Raw genomic sequence first — 16,238 nt, forward strand, 5'->3', positions numbered from 1 at the left:
TGGTACGTGCTCTTATAGAGTAGGCCTCAAGCGGTTTTGCCAAGTTTGACCCTGGGCGCGGATTGCCTGCAATTCATCTGAAGCGAGCCGTTCTAAATTTTTGAGGATTAAATTCATCCGACCTTGGCTGCGGAGTTGGCCCTGATGACGGTCGAGGAAGTGCCAGTAGAGGGTATTGAAAGGACAGGCATTTTCCCCGTGGCGATCGCCTTTGTGGTAGCGACAGTCACGACAGTAATCACTCATTTTATTAATGTAGTTGGCTGAGGCAGCGTAGGGCTTGCTAGCGAGGATCCCCCCGTCAGCGAACTGTCCCATGCCAATCACATTGGTTTGCATCACCCAATCGTAGGCATCGATAAAAGCTGCATGGAACCAAGCTTCGATTTCTTGGGGGTTCACCCCAAGGATCAAGGCAAAGTTACTGAGGATCATCAACCGCTGAATGTGGTGGGCATAGCCCGTTTGTTCTACTTGTTGTAAGACCTGTTTGAGGCAATTGAGATCGGTTTTACGGCTGTCCCAATAAAAATCGGGTAGGGGTTGTTGGTGGTTGAAATGATTTTTCTGGGCATAATCAGCGTCCACGTAATGGTAGAGGCCATGGAGATATTCCCGCCAGCCTAAAATTTGCCGGATAAAGCCTTCGAGATTATTTAAGGCGATCGCCTTTTGTTCCCGGATTGCCTCTGCTTTTTTGATTAATTCCCAGGGATGCAACAGACCCAGGTTGAGGTAGGGCGAAATTAGACCATGCCAGAGGGTATATTCTTCCGTGACCATCGCATCCTGAAAGGTGCCAAATTTTTCTAAGCCCGTAGCGAGGAAATGCTCAAAAACCTGGAGGGCTTGGGTACGGGTCACGGCCCAGCGGAAGGGTTCAAGCTGCCCGTAGGTGACGAGATCCAAAGTTTTAACCCGATTGATCACGGCTTGGGTCAGCGCGTCTGGTTCAAAGGTCAGCGGTTGAGGCGGATTGAAGTCTTTTTTGGGAGGTTTGCGGTTGTCCTTATCAAAGTTCCATTGACCCCCAAGGGGTTGCTGTTGCTCGTCGAGCAGGATCTTAAACCGTTTGCGACCAGCCCGATAAAAGTCTTCGAGGACGAGGCGTTTACGACCCTTGGCCCAGGTGTGAAATTCTGCCCGCGACCACAGGAAATGATTATTGGGGATGAACTTGAGGGAGCAGGGGAGGTCTAAGTTCTGAATAAAAGCTTCGAATGGGCGATCGCTCGGCTGCATCACCCACAATTCTGTGATTCCTTCAGCGGTGATCCAATCGATTAAAGCCGTTTGGAAATCAGCGGCGATCGCATAATGGACAGACCAGCCAGCCTGTTCTAGCTCCTGGGCAAAGTGGCGCATGGCCGACCAGACTAACACCAGCTTTTGGCCATGGTAGGGCCGTTGGCGGGCGTAGTCTGCCGCTTCGATCAACAGAACCGGCGTTGTGGATCGCTGGGTTTCCCGTTGTTGGAGGGCGGCTTGGGTGGCCCACAGTTGATCCCCCAGTACCCAAATCCCGACGGTCATGGGCTTTTCTCTCCCAAAAAATGCTGTTGGAGAGTCTAACACAGGCTTTTTGATGGCTGTGGCAACATGATCCGGGACTCAGACAATTAAGTTTCTGTGAACCCGTGGGCGATCGCCAGAAAAACCCTTTAACGTGGGGGGGAATCCCTTTAATTGCAGGTATTTTTTATGTCCGGCGAAGAACTTTTAACCCTGGCGACCCTCCTTAGTCCTGGGTTGGCCCTGTCGTTTATTGTGATGATTTGTTTTGCGAAGGGGGGTTAACCCTGGATTGTTTTTTCGGTGGCTTTGATCAAGATCTCCTGGAGTAGGGGAGAAAGATCTTTATTTAAGCGGCCCACCCGGATAAATTCGGCATAGGTGTCCGCCTCAATATCCAGGAGGGTATCGCGCAATTGCTTCATATCCAGTTCTTGCAGTTGGGGATGGCTGCCTTTGAGTTTTTCAATTTTTTCTTCGATGGTTTCTAATTCCCCTTCGACGAGATCCCGTTCGTACCGGTAGAATTCTTCGTCCACATCGGCAGCAAGATTTAACTGGTCGAGGTAGTTTAAGACTCGTTTGAGGGCAACGCGGCGGGCGAGATACTCGGAATATTCCTGGCGGATGGGTTGATCGCCAATGAGATCGAGTTTTTCTAGCACCCACTGGGTGGTGAGGCCCTGCACCAAAAGGGTGAATAGCACGACCCCGAAAATGATGTTGATAATTTCCTGGCGATCGCCGAGCACCACAGGCACACTCAAGGCCACGGCAATGGAGACAGAACCCCGCAGCCCTCCCCACCACAACACCGTTTGTTCGGAGAAGCTCAAGGGGTTATTGCTAAATTGATTCGAGAGCCAACCCAAGCCATAAACAGAAATGGCCCGCGTCACCAACACAGCGGCGATCGCCACAAAAATCGCGTCTAAGCTTTCCCCCAGGGTGCCAAAATTGACCTGATCACCAATGAGCAGAAACACAATCGAATTGACAAAAAACGCGAGAAAATCCCAAAATTCCGAGACAACCAAGCGCGTACGGGGATTCATGCCAATATTCGAGCCAAAATTCCCCAAAATCATCCCCACTGTCACCACCGCAATAACCCCAGAGCCGCCCAATTCCTCCGTTAAAAGGTAAGTACCATAGGCAGATACCAGGGTTAAAGATTGCTCCACGAGGGGAATATCAAACCGTTGCGTCAGAAAAGAAATGCCAAAACCAATCAAACAACCGAAACCAGCACCAACCCCCACAAAGACTAAGAAGGTTGACACGGTCGCCGACACAGAAAACGTCTGGGTACCGAGGGGAATCCCCACCAGTAACAGAAAGGCTACGACCGCCACCCCATCGTTAAAGAGGCTCTCCCCTTCCATCACCATGGTGAGCTTTTTGCTGGCCCCCAACTCCCGGAACAAGGCCACCACCGACACTGGATCCGTCGCCGAGAGGGCCGCCCCTGCAAGCAAAGCAGAACTAAGGGCTAAGTTCGTCCACTGACTCAGGGCAAAGCCAATCCCAAAGATGGCGATCGCCACCCCAGCCAAAGCAAACAAAACAATCGGTAACAATTGTTTCTGAAGTTCTCGCCAGCGAATATTCCAGGCAGCCTCAAACAAGAGCGGCGGGAGGAAAATTTCGAGGATGAGCTCTGGCGAAAGATTGACCAAACGCACATCAATAAAGGCCAGACCCAGTCCCACAATCACCAGCAGGAGGGTATAGGGGATCTGGCGCAACCAACTAAAAATCCGTGAAAAGGTTGCAACGGTTAGGGAGATCGATAAAACCAAAACAAACTGTTGCAAGTTAGTTGAAATCGATGCTTCTGCAAGTTCTGCTAAAACAATCATGACCAAAGGCATGTCTAGATAATCTCTACAGATGCTAACAGGCATTGACCTCTGTCATCAGAAATATCAAGAGTCTTTAAATTTTTGAGGGCTATCATTAGCCTAGAATGCCTTATATTTCACAAGTCCTTTGCATAGAAAAGCATTTAATTCAAGCTTCCATCACTTTATTGTTTTCATGTCAATTTAATAGTTACAAAATGTTGACTTTTGCCATGAGCTTGAATTGCCCATGAATCTTTTATGTAGAATAAAAATCCAATCAATTATTAATACAACAGTAAAACAATGGACAAAAGTATATTTGAAGAATTTGTCGATTATTACATCAAGGCTTGGCAAAATTATACAAATTTTAGTGGTAGAGCGCGCCGCAAAGAATTCTGGTATGTTTTTATCATCAACCTTTTGATTTCCTTTGTCTTGGGTATTTTTCAGGAAACATTTCTTGGGGTGATCGCCTCTTTGGTGAGTATTATCTATTCTTTAGCCTTCATTTTACCTGGGATAGCCCTTAGCATCAGGCGTTTGCATGATACTGGCCGGAGTGGTTGGTGGCTTTTGATTGGATTTGTACCGATTATTGGTGTAATTGTCTTAATTGTTTTCTTTGCTTCCGACAGTCAACCAGGCCCCAATCAATATAACGCTGACACGATGGTCTAACTTTTAGAAACTCACTTGAAAAATATAAACACCCTAAACCACTGTTGGTAAAGGGTGTTTTTTATCAGAAAATTAAAGTGTGACGGATCTAGTTGGACACAACCAGATTTTCTGAGCCATTAACAACTTTGGCAGAAATGATTTTGTCCGCTTTGCTGAGGTTTTCGAGGACATCTTGGCCAGCGACGGTATAGCCAAAGACGGAATAACGACCATCCATCAAGTTAAATCCAGGTGGCGCTAATTCATTATCAAACTTGAAGAAGAAGATCTGTGAAGAACCACCATTCGCATCATCGGCGGGACGGGCCAGGGCTAAGGCACCATAGGCATTGAAGGGCAGATTAATCTCCGCTAGGTAAATGCCTAGCTCCTCTAGGGTTGCGCCATAGGTGGCTTCGTGGTCGCCAGTGAGCATGATTTCCATGGGGATGGCGCGATATTCCTTGGTTTTCGGGTCGATGAAACCATCGGCATCACCTTCGGGATCGCCCGTTTGCAGGATGTAGAGATCTTCGGCACGGTTGAACGGTAAACCATCATAGAAACCGCGCTGTACTAGATCAACGAAGTTTCCGGCATTAATGGGGGCGTTGTAACCGTCAACAACAACGGTAATGTCGCCTTGGGTGGTTTTGAGTTCAACTGTGGCCCGACCCAAGAGGCGCGGCAGATCCGCATAGTCTTCGGGGATCGTGGTCGGATATTCGGCGATCATATTTTCTTCGATCACCCCGACTTTGTTGAGGATTTCCCGACGCTTTGTCCAGATAGTTTCGCGATCTTTGGCGGCGATCGCCTCCCTCATGGTGGCGACATCCTGTTCCATTTCATCTAAGAGAGTTTTAGCCTGTTCCTTAAAACTGGGGACAACATCTTCAAGGATGCCATCCTGGCTAATGGAGAGGACGCGGCTAGCTTTCTTGGCATTGGCCGCAATCGGCCCCCAGCGTTTCGCCCGTAGATCCTTGGACATAAATTCCATGCTGTCCTGGAGACGGCGAATGGGCTTATTTTCAATGGGCAGGGCGTAGCGGAGAATGGCTTCGGGATCAGTAATCGCATCCCCTTGGGCAAGGGAGGCAAGAGTAAAACTCGGTTGGGGTAAAGCCCAGGCAGCTTGGGTTACGCCAAAGCAAACGGCGATCGCCAAAGCCACAGATAGGCAATATTTTAAAAATTTGGTCATGGCGGAGAGAGGGAAATGAGTTTGTTTGAATTTCTTTGTTTAAAAGAATGCAGGTTGACTGGTCTCTTGTCATATTCTGCGTTTCCCTCTGGGCTTGTCAACAAAACATCACGACTCTTCAGATTCTTGCCACAACAAACCCCCCTGGGCTAACCTAGGAGGGTTGTTTTCTCTTCTTACGAGCCTGGAGAGATTCGAACTCCCGACCTGCTGATCCGTAGTCAGCTGCTCTAATCCGCTGAGCTACAGACCCATGGAGAAGAGTTGTGTTGTTTGACCAACAGTCATCTAATCTAACAGACGTTTTGGGTAAATGCAAGAGTTTTCTGAAAAAAAGATTTCCCTCCCTCCCCTGAGCCATCTCAACGCCACCGGCGAGGCGCAGATGGTGGATGTTTCTGAAAAAAACGTGACAAAACGGGAGGCGATCGCCACGGGGCTCATCACCATGACCCAGGATTGTTTTCACGCGATCCAAGCGGGAGATGCCCCCAAGGGAGATGTGCTCGGCACTGCGAGAATTGCCGGGATTATGGCAGCCAAGCAAACCTCGAATTTAATCCCCATGTGCCACCCGCTGCCCATTAAAAAGGTGACGGTGAATTTTACTGCTGATGCAAACTTACCCGGTTATCGCATCGAGGCTAGTGTGACGACCAAATCCGAAACGGGGGTGGAGATGGAAGCTTTAACGGCGGTTTCGGTGGCCGCTTTAACCCTCTACGACATGGCGAAAGCGATGGATAAAGGGATGGTCATTTCTGAGATTCAATTGCTGAAAAAAACCGGCGGTAAATCCGGCGATTATACCCGGCAAGCCTAGGGAAAATCCTTGTGATAGGATCACCAGTGTTCCGTAAATGTGATGGGTAAAACCTATGCCTCGCAGTTGGCCGCGCAAACCTGACCGTAAAACTGATCCTGAATTCCGTCGCGCCGAAGACCGGATGAATTTTATTGTCCATGTGATGGTCTATCTCGCGATTAATTCTCCCATTTGGTTTACTACCCTGATTCAAACGACGGTAGAGCGTCCCTGGGTCAAACCGTTTAGCCTGATTTGGCTGGGCATTTTGGGGTTACACCTGCTTTACATTACGGCGATCGCCGATTATTCGGAGGCTTCTAATGGCTAGCACGATTCAAATCGAAAAACTCGCCGCAGAGATTGGTGAAAATATCTATATTGATGTGTCCGGTTGGCATTTATATTTGGCCGATGCCCATTTACACACCACCGTCGCTGAAAAAATTTTTCCCGCTATTGAAGATCGCGCGGTGGACGAAGCGAAAGTGATGGATGTTTTGCGCTCAATCCAAGTTCCCCTGGGTGGCAAACAAACCTTTGTGACCCTCGCCCAACTGATTCCCACCGCCGGACAAGGGGATCTGCTCAAGCTCCTCGAAGCCTATCAAGACAATTGGTAACTTGAGGCGATCAATGGCAGAAATTATTCTGTTAGAAAATGCGGCGGCTACCCAAGCTTTCGGGGTAAAACTGGGGCGCACCTTACCGGAAAACACGGTGATTTTGCTGAAAGGCGATCTGGGGGCCGGAAAAACGACCCTCACCCAGGGCATTGGTTTGGGTTTAGGGATCACCGAGGCGATCGCCAGTCCCACCTTTACCTTGGTGAACGAATACCACAGCGGACGGATTCCCCTCTATCACTTGGACTTATATCGCCTTGAACCCGCACAAGTCGATAGCCTTTATCCCGAAACCTACTGGGAAGGCGAAGAATGTGACCCTGGCCTAACCGTCATTGAATGGTCAGAGCGTTTACCCTATCTCCCGGAATCCTATTACCAGATCGAACTCCGCCACACCCAAAACGATCAACGCCAAGCCGTCATTTCCGCTGTTAATGTCAAACAACCCTTGTTTGTCCTTTAAAATTTTCAAGTAAAGTTAAGGACGAACCATCACCCTGGGGTGCACCATGGAATTTCTCGCAATTTTGATGTCTGGCTTACTCACTGCCCTTGCCCCCGTGGGTCTGATCATCGAACAAGTCAGCGGTAAACGGATTGGCGATCGCCTCCAAGCTGCCGAGACCTTTGAAGTGCGCGTCGATAACGTACCTAGCCACCAACTTCTCAAGGGCAAAATTGACCGCGTCCAGATTGCCAGTCGTGGTGTAGAGCTATTGCCAGGCCTCCGTTTTGACGTTTTAGAACTAGAAACCGATCCCCTCAGTTTTGACCTGGCCAAACTCCGCAGTGGCAAACCCGGTCCCGGTGTTCTAGAGCAACCCCTCCAAGCAGGTGTACGCTTTGTCCTCACCGAAGCCGACCTCAACCAGGCTTTAACGTCCCCCCAAGTCACGGCCTTGGTTCAACCCCTCATCAATCGTCTGCTCACCCGTCCCGGCAGCACCAATCCGCCTCGTTTCCAACTAGAAAACGCCACCGTTGATTTCCTCGGTGAAAATCGCCTCCAGTTCACCGGTGAAATGTTCCAAATCAATCCCGAAACAGGCGAAACCGAGCAGGTGACTCTCCAACTCAGTTTTAGCCTCGGCCTTGTTTCCGGTAGTCAATTCCAACTGACTAACTTTGAGGGCACCATTAACGAGCAAGTGTTACCTGCCCCTTTGCTGAATGGTTTTGCCCAAGCCTTTAGTCGTCGTCTGAACCTACGCATTTTCCAGGATCGGGGGCTGACAGCGCGTTTCCTACAGCTAAACGCCCAGGCGGACCAACTTGAGGGGGCCATGTTTATCCAATTTACGCCCCAAGCCATTGAGTAGCAATTTCCCTGGGCCATAACAAAAGCTAATCTTTGTCCTAAAAAATCCTCAAGTGTGAAACCAGCTTTTGCATAGACAAAAAAAGATACGATGTTTGAACATCATAGGATAAAACCAATATTGTTTCCTTAGAAAACTAGAGGACAATCCACCATGGATCAAAACTGGATCGCCTTTCTCATTACCGCTGACGTTATGGCTCTCTTGCTGATTCTGGGGTTGCGGACCTGGCTCCTGCCTGAAGAATAACGCAGTGCGTGTTTGCAAAGATCATTGCCACAAAAAAATCCTCCCAATCGTGGAGGATTTTTTTGTGGGGTGGTGGTTGCAGTTTTTACTTCTGGAATTTGTTCCGAAGAAAAATAGCTGTACCATTCATTGCCAACAACATGACCATCAAGACGATAATCCCCGCTGCTGCTACGGTATGAAATTCTGGCTGGGGACGAGAAACCCAGTTAAAAATCTGAATTGGTAGTGCTGTAAAGGGTGTTTGCAAGCCCTCAAGAGATAGGGAAGGCAAGAAAGCAATAAATGTCAATGCCCCCAGGGTAATTAGAGGAGCAGTCTCCCCAATAGCACGGGATAGCGCCAGAATAGTTCCCGTTAGAATCCCAGGTAAAGCCAAGGGAAAAATTTGTTCGCGAACAACTTGCCATTTTGTCGCTCCAAGGGCAAGACCTGCCTGCCTAAGGCTATCCGGTACCGCCTTGAGCGCTTCACGAGTTGCGACAATCACAATCGGCAAAATCAATAAACTTAAGGTTAAAGCTCCGGCCAAAACACTGCGACCACCGGTAATGGGGGCCAAAATACGGACAAACACTTGCAGTCCTAGCAGACCATAAATGATTGAAGGGACTGCAGCGAGGTTATTGATATTAATTTCAATAATCTTGGTGAAAGTATTTTCAACGGAAAATTCTTCCAGAAAAATGCCTGCACCCACACCAATGGGAAAGGTGATCAAGGCGGTTAAAATCATCAGCCAAATGCTGCCAACGAGGGCCGATTTTAAGCCGGCGTCTTCGGGACGACGGGATGGAAAGGAATTTAACAACGTCCAATCGAGGCGCGGTAGACCATCCAGGAAAACATCAATCAGCAGAACAGCCAACACGACAATACTCAAAATGACGGCAAACCAACTGAGAAACTGAAACACCATATCCCAGCGGTAACGGATTTTGAGACGGCTATCAAAAAGGGTATTGACACTTGGGGAATCGGAAGAGTTGTTGTTCATTCGTATTTCTGTCTATAGCGACGTACAACCCAATAACTGAGAATGTTCAGGGTTAAGGTGATCAGGAAAAGGGACAAACCCACGGCATAAATTGTCTTAAAGGCTATACTTCCAGCCGGGGCATCCCCAAGGCTCACTTGGACGATAAAGGCGGTCATGGTGGCGATGGGCACCGTGGGATTAAGGGTGAGAGTCGGGTTTAAGCCTGCGGCGATTGTAACGATCATGGTTTCCCCCACGGCCCGGGAAACGGCCAGAATAAAAGAAGAGACAATCCCGGACAGAGCAGCGGGCAAAACGACATTGATGATCGTTTCTCGTTTAGTCGACCCGAGTGCATAGGACCCTTGGCGCAGACTATCGGGTACTGCGTAAATTGCATCCTCACTAAGGGATGCCACCAGGGGCAAAATTGAAATTCCCAACACTAAACCGGCACTCAAAGCGTTAAAGGGTGAAAGCCCCGGAATAATGGATTGTAGCGCTGGGGTCACCAACAATAGGGCGAAATAACCATAAACAACGGAAGGAACCCCCGCCAGAATTTCGAGGGCCGGCTTGAGCCACTGACGAATTTTAGGGGAGGCATATTCACTTAGGCAAATCGCGGCCAACAGACCCAACGGCAAGGCCACAGAAATGGCGATCGCCGTGGTCATAAAAGTGGCACAAACCAGAACAAAAATACCGAATTTGGGATTTGTAAAAAGAGGCGTCCAGCGGGTGTCCGTGAGAAATTGCCAGAGGGAGACTTCCTCAAAAAAGCCCGCAGCATCGACGACTAGAGTAACAACAATGCCAAATGTTGTCAAAACTGACACAAGGGCAAATAAGCCAAAAGTTCCCACGACCAGGCGCTGGCTCCATTTACTAAACCTCCGGTCTGGCCGCCAGAGTCCCGCATTGACTAATGGGGGGAAAGGGCTGGTTGTCATAGCATTTCATTAATAATTTTTTCTTGTGCATTAGCCACCTAAAAAAACTTAAGTGACATTCTTGCAAAGCATAAAGGGAGTCGGGACTTTCCGACGGAATTTTCCCTACTCCCTATCTAGGTCAAATATAAGGCCTAGAGGACATCGCTGAGTCGAACACCAACAGTGGAACCACCGTCAAAGATGGAACCAACAGTGCGAGAGGCTAGACGTTCCTGGGCTTTGGCATAGATTTCAGAACCGAGGGCAACATAGCCGACCTCAGAAACGAGGGTGGAATTTTCTTCAGCAGTATAGAAATCCATAAAGGCTTGTACTTGGGGCTTATCTAAAGAATCCGCACGGACATAGATAAAGATAGGACGAGCCAAGGGCTGGTAAGTCGTGTCATCTACCGTTGCCACACTAGGAGCCACACAACCGTCGCCATTGCTGGGGTCGCCGTCATCAATTTCAGCTGCGTTCAGTTGGTCTGAATTTTCTTCGTAGTAAGCAAAACCGAAGTAACCGATGGCATTGGGATCATTGATAACCCCTTGAACAACGACGTTGTCATCTTCACTAGCAGTGTAATCACCACGGCTGGCTCCTTCTTCACCATTGATCGCATCGGTGAAGTAGTCGAAGGTACCAGAATCAGTACCAGGGCCATAGAGATCGAGGGGGCGATCGGGGAAACCTTCGCGCACCTGGCTCCAGTTGGTGATTGTGCCTTCAGACTCAGGCGACCAAATGGTGGCCAACTCTTCGGTGGTTAAGCAAGTTGCCCAGTCGTTTTCGGGGCTAATAACAACGGAAATCGCATCGTAGGCAACGGGAATTTCGACGTATTCGATCCCGGCTTCAGCACAAGCTTCAATTTCTTCAGCTTTGATCGGACGGGATGCGTTGGAGATGTCCGTTTCACCGGCACAGAATTTAGAAAAGCCACCACCAGTCCCGGAAACCCCAACGGTTACCCGGGTATCGGGGTTTGCAATTTGGAATTCCTCGGCCATGGCTTCGGTAATCGGGAAAACGGTACTAGAACCATCAATGAGGATATCGCCAGACAAACCAGACGCACTATCTGCAGGCGCATCAGTTGTGCCAGTGCCTTCAGTCGGTGTTTGGGTAGTGTTACAAGCTGCAAGCGCAGCGGTAAGGGTGAGGCCAGCAAGACCCAAAGATAAGGTACGGAGGCGAGTCGCGCTCTGTTTCATAGTTTCCTCTATTGTGTACTGTGCAATTAAGCGTAAGTGAGCGATGTATTAAAACTTTTTAGCGAGATCGAGGCTTTCAGGCATTGACTGCTAGTCAGAGATTAAGATTAGAGCGATTTTTCTAGGCTTAAACTCTCTGAAGCTCTGATGGATTTGTAAATCTTCGAAAAAAGAAATTGAGATTCACAAAACTTTTCAAGATGTTTATACCATAACTACAGAAAATCAATCCAAAATTATGTTTGTTTTTTCTCTCCTCTCTCCAAAAAGTGCATCAGCCTTAAGCAAAGTTTTTAAGAAGGTTAAATGAAGGTTAATTTTTGAAAAAGTCGAGGTAAATTTAATGGGGATTTTTTGCTGAATATCTGAGTAGTTCAAGCCATTGCCTAGTTTGATTTAGCTCGATTTCCTGAAAATCCCAGGCAATATCCAGGGTATTGCGGGAGACCTTAAATGGTTGATGATTTAGGATGGGGTTCTTTTTTGAAAGACTTACTTAAACTGTGTCAAAACCAGTTCACCATAGCATTATTTTAACAATCCTAAAAAAGTTTTTGTGCCGGGAAAAATGGTCTTGGTTTAGATGAAAAGTAATGTACTTTTCCTGGAATATTGTACTTTCAGATTTTATGGAAAGCTGTGGGTCAGGGACAGCGGAAATGAGGTGAATTCCCAATGGTGACTCACCGCAAGTTTGTTGCTTAATGAATTGATTGTCGTTTTGGCGATCGCCTTTTGGCCTAGGGAATCGCTAACACTGGCTAAATCTCCAGGGTTTTAGGCAACATAGAATTGAGAAAAGTTTGCCTAGTAAGCTTTTGGGAGGCGATCGCAAAAAAAATGAAAAAGTCTGCGATACTGGTATCCGGTCAATTGTCAGAAGAGAAGAATTATGGCAGGTAGCGAAGTCAAAGCCGACTATTGGATTAACGAGTACATTACGCCCTGGGATATTTATAGCCACGGGATTACCAAGATTTTGGCCTATAAACAAACCAAATTTCAGGAGATGGCGATCGTTGAAAGCGGTGCCTATGGTAAAGCCCTGGTGCTGGATGGAAAATGGCAGTCCTGTACCGGCGATGAATTTCTCTACCACGAACCCCTTGTTCATCCGGCGATGATTGCCCATGGTGCCCCGAAAAAGGTACTGATCCTCGGTGCTGGGGAAGGTGCAACCGTGCGGGAAGTGCTGCGTTGGCAGTCCGTCGAAAAGGTGATGATGGTCGATATCGATGGCGAAGTGGTCGAAGCCTGTAAGGAATTTTTACCGGAGATGCACCAGGGGGTCTTTGATGATCCGCGCCTCGACCTACGCATTGAAGATGCCTTCAAAATTTTAGAAACCACCACCGAAAAGTGGGATGTAATCATCTCTGACCTTTCCGATCCCATCGAAGAAGGCCCTTCCTTTAAGCTCTTTACCAAGGAATATTTCGCCCAACTGAAGGACGTTTTGGCTCCCGGTGGCGTTGTGGCTGTGCAGGCAGGCCCTACGGCCCCGGCAAATTTGCGGCTCCATGCGCGGTTGGTGAATACTCTCAAGGCGGTTTATGCCAACGTTTCTTCCTATTCGACACCCATTTCGAGTTATGGCTCCCCCTGGGGGTTTGCAATCTGTACCGATGGGGATTTGAATTTGCGTCCCGACCCAGAAGCAGTGGATCAACTTTTAGCCGAACAAACCACCGGTGGCTTCAAGATTATTGACGGTTTAACGTTGTTGGGAATGCTGCAGACTTTCCGCCATGTCCGTGAGGCGATCGCCACCCATACCGAAGTCTTTACCCTAGCGGAACCGCCGAAGTTTTTCGGGAAAGGTCACAAAGCTCAGTAGAGACATTTTCTTTTTGAAATCTCTCTAGTTTCCCTCAAGGGCCCCCCCTCTAACTCCCCTCAAGGGCCACCCCTCTAACTCCCCTCAAGGGGAGAAGGTTTTTTAGAGGATTATTTTTGGGCAGCACGGGCCATGATCCAGGCGAGAACTGCGAGGAAGAGAATGCCCCAGAGACCACCGAGGGGATTACCATCAACCCCGGTCAACCAGGGGGAAACGCCTTCTTTGTATTGGATCAAACCGCCCACATTAAAGATGTAATAGCCCCAGACCAGGCCCCCATGGAGGCCGATGGATTTACCGAGGCGGCCAAACCGCGATCGCTTGGCCCAAACTAACGTTAATCCCAGCAGCACCAACCCCGGAAATACTGGCAGCGTCCGCAGCATCTCCGGGAGAGGTTTCAGGAAATGTAAGACCGCAAAGGCGATCGCACTGCCCCAAAGCACTGTTTTTGGGTTGTAGTCCCGTTCTAGTTCATCGTAAACCCAGCCTCGAAAGACCAATTCCTCCGCTAGGGCGACCCCAAGACCACTGAGCGCACCCTCGATCACAATGCGAATCAATGCCATTGTGGGCGGAATAATGTCGATAAACCCCAATACATCTTCAAAAATCAGCAAAGCCCAGGTGAACCCCAGCCCATAGGCCAAGCCTGTAACCAAATCCACGCCATTGGCCCGCTGCCAAACCAAACCATAGCGGCGGAAAGGTTGCGTTTCTCCGTGGACTCGTTTCACCCAAAAGGGCAGGTAAAACAAAAATTCTACAAACAGCAATCCCATGGTGAGGATGGTGGTTAGGTTCTCGTCGGCGCGAAAAATTAGATATAACGGTGCCGCCAGGGGAAGCCAAATCAGCCCTAAGCTCAAGAAAAAAAGGCCCAGCCGTAGGGGTGCTGGGGTTGTTTTACAGAGATGCCAAAATCGTTTCAAGGGTTTAGTCGTCGCTTGGAATGGTCACCTTCTATTTAATCGGTTTCTGGCCAATAATCTGGCGATCGCCTTCCTTAAAAGCAAGAAATATCTCTACTCGTCCGGCTCGATGGTACTGGTGAGGCCGTGCATTTTCAACGTTTCACAATAAAATTCTGCATGTTCCTGCACACAGGTGATCACTAGGGCGATGCCGTTGGTGTGGGCTTCCATCATGATGCTGACCGCCTGGGGTTGGGTCAGACCCGCCACCGTTTGCATTAGGGTTTGCACCACATGTTCCATGGAGTTGAAATCGTCGTTATGGAGCAGTACCCGGTAACGGGGGGCTGGTTTACGGATGGTCGAAGTGGAACGTTGTTCGATCACACCGGTAGACATGATGAATAAACCTCCTGAGGGCTATGGCTTGAGCAAGAAAAAAATTAGTTAATTTTTACCGCTTTGGCAAATGTTGAGGGCTTGCCATGGGAAGCGGCATCACAGGACAAACTGTCGCTTAGGTTATAACACAAATTTCAGACAAACCTCACCCGGCGATCGCCCCAGAACCCCCCGGAAGAAAACGATACAATGGCAGTAGTTAACATTTATTTACAAAAAAGTCCCGATGAGTGCGACCGTTTCCCCCCACGTTCTAGCCGAAAATCCCCCCAGTCAGTTTTGGCGGTGGCGGGGCTACGATATCCACTATGTCCAGGCCGGCACCAGCCAAGGAAAACCTCCCTTACTCCTCGTCCATGGTTTTGGGGCTTCCACAGACCACTGGCGCAAAAACATCACGGTGCTGCAACAGGATTTTTCGGTGTGGGCGATTGATTTGCTCGGCTTCGGGCGATCGCCGAAGGCCCCGATTGTTTACAGTGGTACCCTCTGGCGGGATCAACTGCGGGATTTTATCAACGAGGTGATTAGCGAACCCGTGGTCTTAGCGGGCAATTCCTTAGGGGGTTATGCGTCCCTTTGTGCGGCAGCCCAATGTCCAGAAGTGGCCAAGGGGTTAATTCTCCTCAACAGTGCTGGCCCCTTTAGCGACCAAGTTAAGGCCCAACCTTCACCCTGGAAAAAAGCCCTCCGTAAGGTTCTGTTTAGTCCCCTTTCAACCCAGCTTATTTTTCAATACACCAAACGGCGCGCCACCATCCGCAAAACCCTGCAAAAAGTCTATGTTAACCAAGAGGCCGTTACCGAACGTTTGATCGACGAAATTCAACGCCCTGCCAATGATCCAGGGGCCGCAAAAGTTTTCGCTGCCGTTTTTAACACCCCAGAAGGAGCCAAAGTCGATCATCTCCTGGAAGAACTAGATCGACCGTTACTGATGATTTGGGGCGAAAAGGATCCCTGGATTCGGGCACGGGAACGGGGGGCAAAGTTTAAACAGCACTGTCCCAACCTCGTGGAATATTACCTGGAGTCCGGCCATTGCCCCCACGACGATACGCCGGAATTGGTCAATCCTTTGATTCGCGATTGGCTCCACCAAACTTTTTAGGCAATTCAGAAACTTTGTGTAATGACCATGGCGACCACGTTTAATCTTTCACCCCTAATTCGCATCACCCTGCTGAGTCTCTATGTTTCGCTCACCGTTCCAATTCCATTTTTAGCGGATGTTACCCAAGCCCCTGTTTCGCCAGCGCTCCTCTGGGTCGGTTTGGGGTTGGGGGCGATTTTTCTTTACGGTGCCCTTAGTGAAAAGGTCTGCCTAGATGAGACGGGGATTACGGTCACCTATCCGGTCTGGTTCCGCTGGCTGACCCGTAAGGGCTGGTCATTGCCCTGGGAAAATATTGCGCAACTGAAAATGCGTACCACGGGCCAAGGGGGCTTAGTCTATTATTTCGTCACCCCAGAACGCGATCGCGCCTATTTGTTACCGATGCGGGTGGCGGGCTTTGCGAAGATGGTGGGCTTGATTGAAGCACAAACCAATATTGATACCAGCGATGTGCGGCCCCTGTCTCAACCGTGGATGTACATGATTTTGCTGGGGTTTTCGGTGCTGCTGTTCCTCGTGGATGGTTGGGCGATCGCCACGGCCATGACTTTGTCTTAAACTGCCGACATTGTCTTCAGTCTTGAGTTTCAGATCCGGCAT

Annotated in this window: 17 protein-coding genes and 1 tRNA gene; 9 read left to right on the top strand and 9 right to left on the bottom strand. The window is 49.1% G+C overall.

Translation table 11 applies throughout. The annotated features are described in order from the left end of the window. Positions 1-12: 12 nt before the first annotated feature. Together AWQ21_RS13050 and AWQ21_RS13055 are read right to left on the bottom strand one after the other, a co-directional pair. Positions 13-1,533, bottom strand: a complete 1,521-nt coding sequence (locus tag AWQ21_RS13050) for a cryptochrome/photolyase family protein (RefSeq protein WP_065714915.1) — start codon at positions 1,531-1,533, stop codon at positions 13-15. 260 nt (positions 1,534-1,793) lie between these two features. Beyond that, positions 1,794-3,374: a Na+/H+ antiporter gene (locus AWQ21_RS13055; protein WP_065715354.1), complete on the bottom strand. Its 1,581-nt coding sequence runs from the start codon at positions 3,372-3,374 to the stop codon at positions 1,794-1,796. Positions 3,375-3,662: 288 nt separating this feature from the next. On the opposite strand from AWQ21_RS13055, the gene AWQ21_RS13060 reads away from it, so the two are divergent. Beyond that, positions 3,663-4,040 carry a DUF805 domain-containing protein gene (locus AWQ21_RS13060; RefSeq protein WP_065714916.1) on the top strand — a complete coding sequence of 126 codons (378 nt, stop codon included), beginning with the start codon at positions 3,663-3,665 and terminating at the stop codon, positions 4,038-4,040. Between the two features lie 88 nt (positions 4,041-4,128). On the opposite strand, the gene AWQ21_RS13065 is transcribed toward AWQ21_RS13060, so the two are convergent. Both AWQ21_RS13065 and AWQ21_RS13070 read right to left on the bottom strand, forming a co-directional pair. Next, positions 4,129-5,229 (bottom strand): peptidylprolyl isomerase, encoded by a 1,101-nt coding sequence (locus AWQ21_RS13065; protein WP_065714917.1) that lies wholly within the window; start codon positions 5,227-5,229, stop codon positions 4,129-4,131. A 179-nt stretch (positions 5,230-5,408) separates the two neighbouring features. Then, a tRNA-Arg gene (locus tag AWQ21_RS13070) sits at positions 5,409-5,482 on the bottom strand. Positions 5,483-5,542: 60 nt separating this feature from the next. Between AWQ21_RS13070 and moaC the strand changes: the two genes are divergently transcribed. The 5 genes from moaC to AWQ21_RS13095 are packed head-to-tail and all read left to right on the top strand — an operon-like array spanning position 5,543 to position 7,982. After that, positions 5,543-6,052, top strand: a complete 510-nt coding sequence (gene moaC, locus AWQ21_RS13075; RefSeq protein ID WP_065714918.1) for a cyclic pyranopterin monophosphate synthase MoaC — start codon at positions 5,543-5,545, stop codon at positions 6,050-6,052. Positions 6,053-6,107: 55 nt separating this feature from the next. After that, positions 6,108-6,365 carry a 2TM domain-containing protein gene (locus AWQ21_RS13080; protein WP_024546435.1) on the top strand — a complete coding sequence of 86 codons (258 nt, stop codon included), beginning with the start codon at positions 6,108-6,110 and terminating at the stop codon, positions 6,363-6,365. Next, positions 6,358-6,657, top strand: coding sequence for a DUF3181 family protein (locus AWQ21_RS13085; protein ID WP_065714919.1), 300 nt, complete (start codon positions 6,358-6,360; stop codon positions 6,655-6,657). Before AWQ21_RS13080 ends, AWQ21_RS13085 begins: the two co-directional genes overlap by 8 nt. Before the next feature lie 13 nt (positions 6,658-6,670). Further along, positions 6,671-7,126 (top strand): tRNA (adenosine(37)-N6)-threonylcarbamoyltransferase complex ATPase subunit type 1 TsaE, encoded by a 456-nt coding sequence (gene tsaE, locus AWQ21_RS13090; protein WP_065714920.1) that lies wholly within the window; start codon positions 6,671-6,673, stop codon positions 7,124-7,126. A gap of 46 nt (positions 7,127-7,172) precedes the next feature. Beyond that, complete coding sequence (locus AWQ21_RS13095; protein WP_065714921.1) at positions 7,173-7,982, top strand: DUF2993 domain-containing protein; 810 nt, start codon at positions 7,173-7,175, stop codon at positions 7,980-7,982. Positions 7,983-8,316: 334 nt separating this feature from the next. Here the strand turns inward: AWQ21_RS13095 and pstA are convergent, their stop codons facing one another. The 3 genes from pstA to AWQ21_RS13110 form a co-directional block, all read right to left on the bottom strand. Then, positions 8,317-9,228, bottom strand: coding sequence for a phosphate ABC transporter permease PstA (pstA, locus tag AWQ21_RS13100; protein ID WP_065714922.1), 912 nt, complete (start codon positions 9,226-9,228; stop codon positions 8,317-8,319). Next, positions 9,225-10,163, bottom strand: a complete 939-nt coding sequence (gene pstC, locus AWQ21_RS13105) for a phosphate ABC transporter permease subunit PstC (RefSeq protein ID WP_065714923.1) — start codon at positions 10,161-10,163, stop codon at positions 9,225-9,227. The genes pstA and pstC overlap by 4 nt, the downstream gene beginning before the upstream one ends. Positions 10,164-10,297: 134 nt before the next feature. Continuing rightward, the gene (locus AWQ21_RS13110; RefSeq protein WP_065714924.1) at positions 10,298-11,365 is read right to left on the bottom strand and encodes a PstS family phosphate ABC transporter substrate-binding protein; all 1,068 of its coding nucleotides are present in this window, start codon (positions 11,363-11,365) and stop codon (positions 10,298-10,300) included. 892 nt (positions 11,366-12,257) lie between these two features. Between AWQ21_RS13110 and AWQ21_RS13115 the strand changes: the two genes are divergently transcribed. Next, positions 12,258-13,202: a spermidine synthase gene (locus AWQ21_RS13115; RefSeq protein WP_065714925.1), complete on the top strand. Its 945-nt coding sequence runs from the start codon at positions 12,258-12,260 to the stop codon at positions 13,200-13,202. 110 nt (positions 13,203-13,312) lie between these two features. Here the strand turns inward: AWQ21_RS13115 and AWQ21_RS13120 are convergent, their stop codons facing one another. Beyond that, entirely contained in the window at positions 13,313-14,137 is an 825-nt protein-coding gene (locus AWQ21_RS13120; protein ID WP_065714926.1) for a CPBP family intramembrane glutamic endopeptidase, read from the bottom strand. Positions 14,138-14,230: 93 nt separating this feature from the next. Continuing rightward, positions 14,231-14,518, bottom strand: a complete 288-nt coding sequence (gene clpS, locus AWQ21_RS13125; protein ID WP_012307878.1) for an ATP-dependent Clp protease adapter ClpS — start codon at positions 14,516-14,518, stop codon at positions 14,231-14,233. A 229-nt stretch (positions 14,519-14,747) separates the two neighbouring features. Between clpS and AWQ21_RS13130 the strand changes: the two genes are divergently transcribed. Then, positions 14,748-15,632: an alpha/beta fold hydrolase gene (locus AWQ21_RS13130; RefSeq protein WP_065714927.1), complete on the top strand. Its 885-nt coding sequence runs from the start codon at positions 14,748-14,750 to the stop codon at positions 15,630-15,632. Positions 15,633-15,653: 21 nt separating this feature from the next. Continuing rightward, the gene (locus tag AWQ21_RS13135; RefSeq protein WP_065714928.1) at positions 15,654-16,196 is read left to right on the top strand and encodes a hypothetical protein; all 543 of its coding nucleotides are present in this window, start codon (positions 15,654-15,656) and stop codon (positions 16,194-16,196) included. Positions 16,197-16,238: the final 42 nt, after the last annotated feature.

The organism is Picosynechococcus sp. PCC 7003 (assembly GCF_001693255.1).
GTDB lineage: Bacteria > Cyanobacteriota > Cyanobacteriia > Cyanobacteriales > MRBY01 > MRBY01.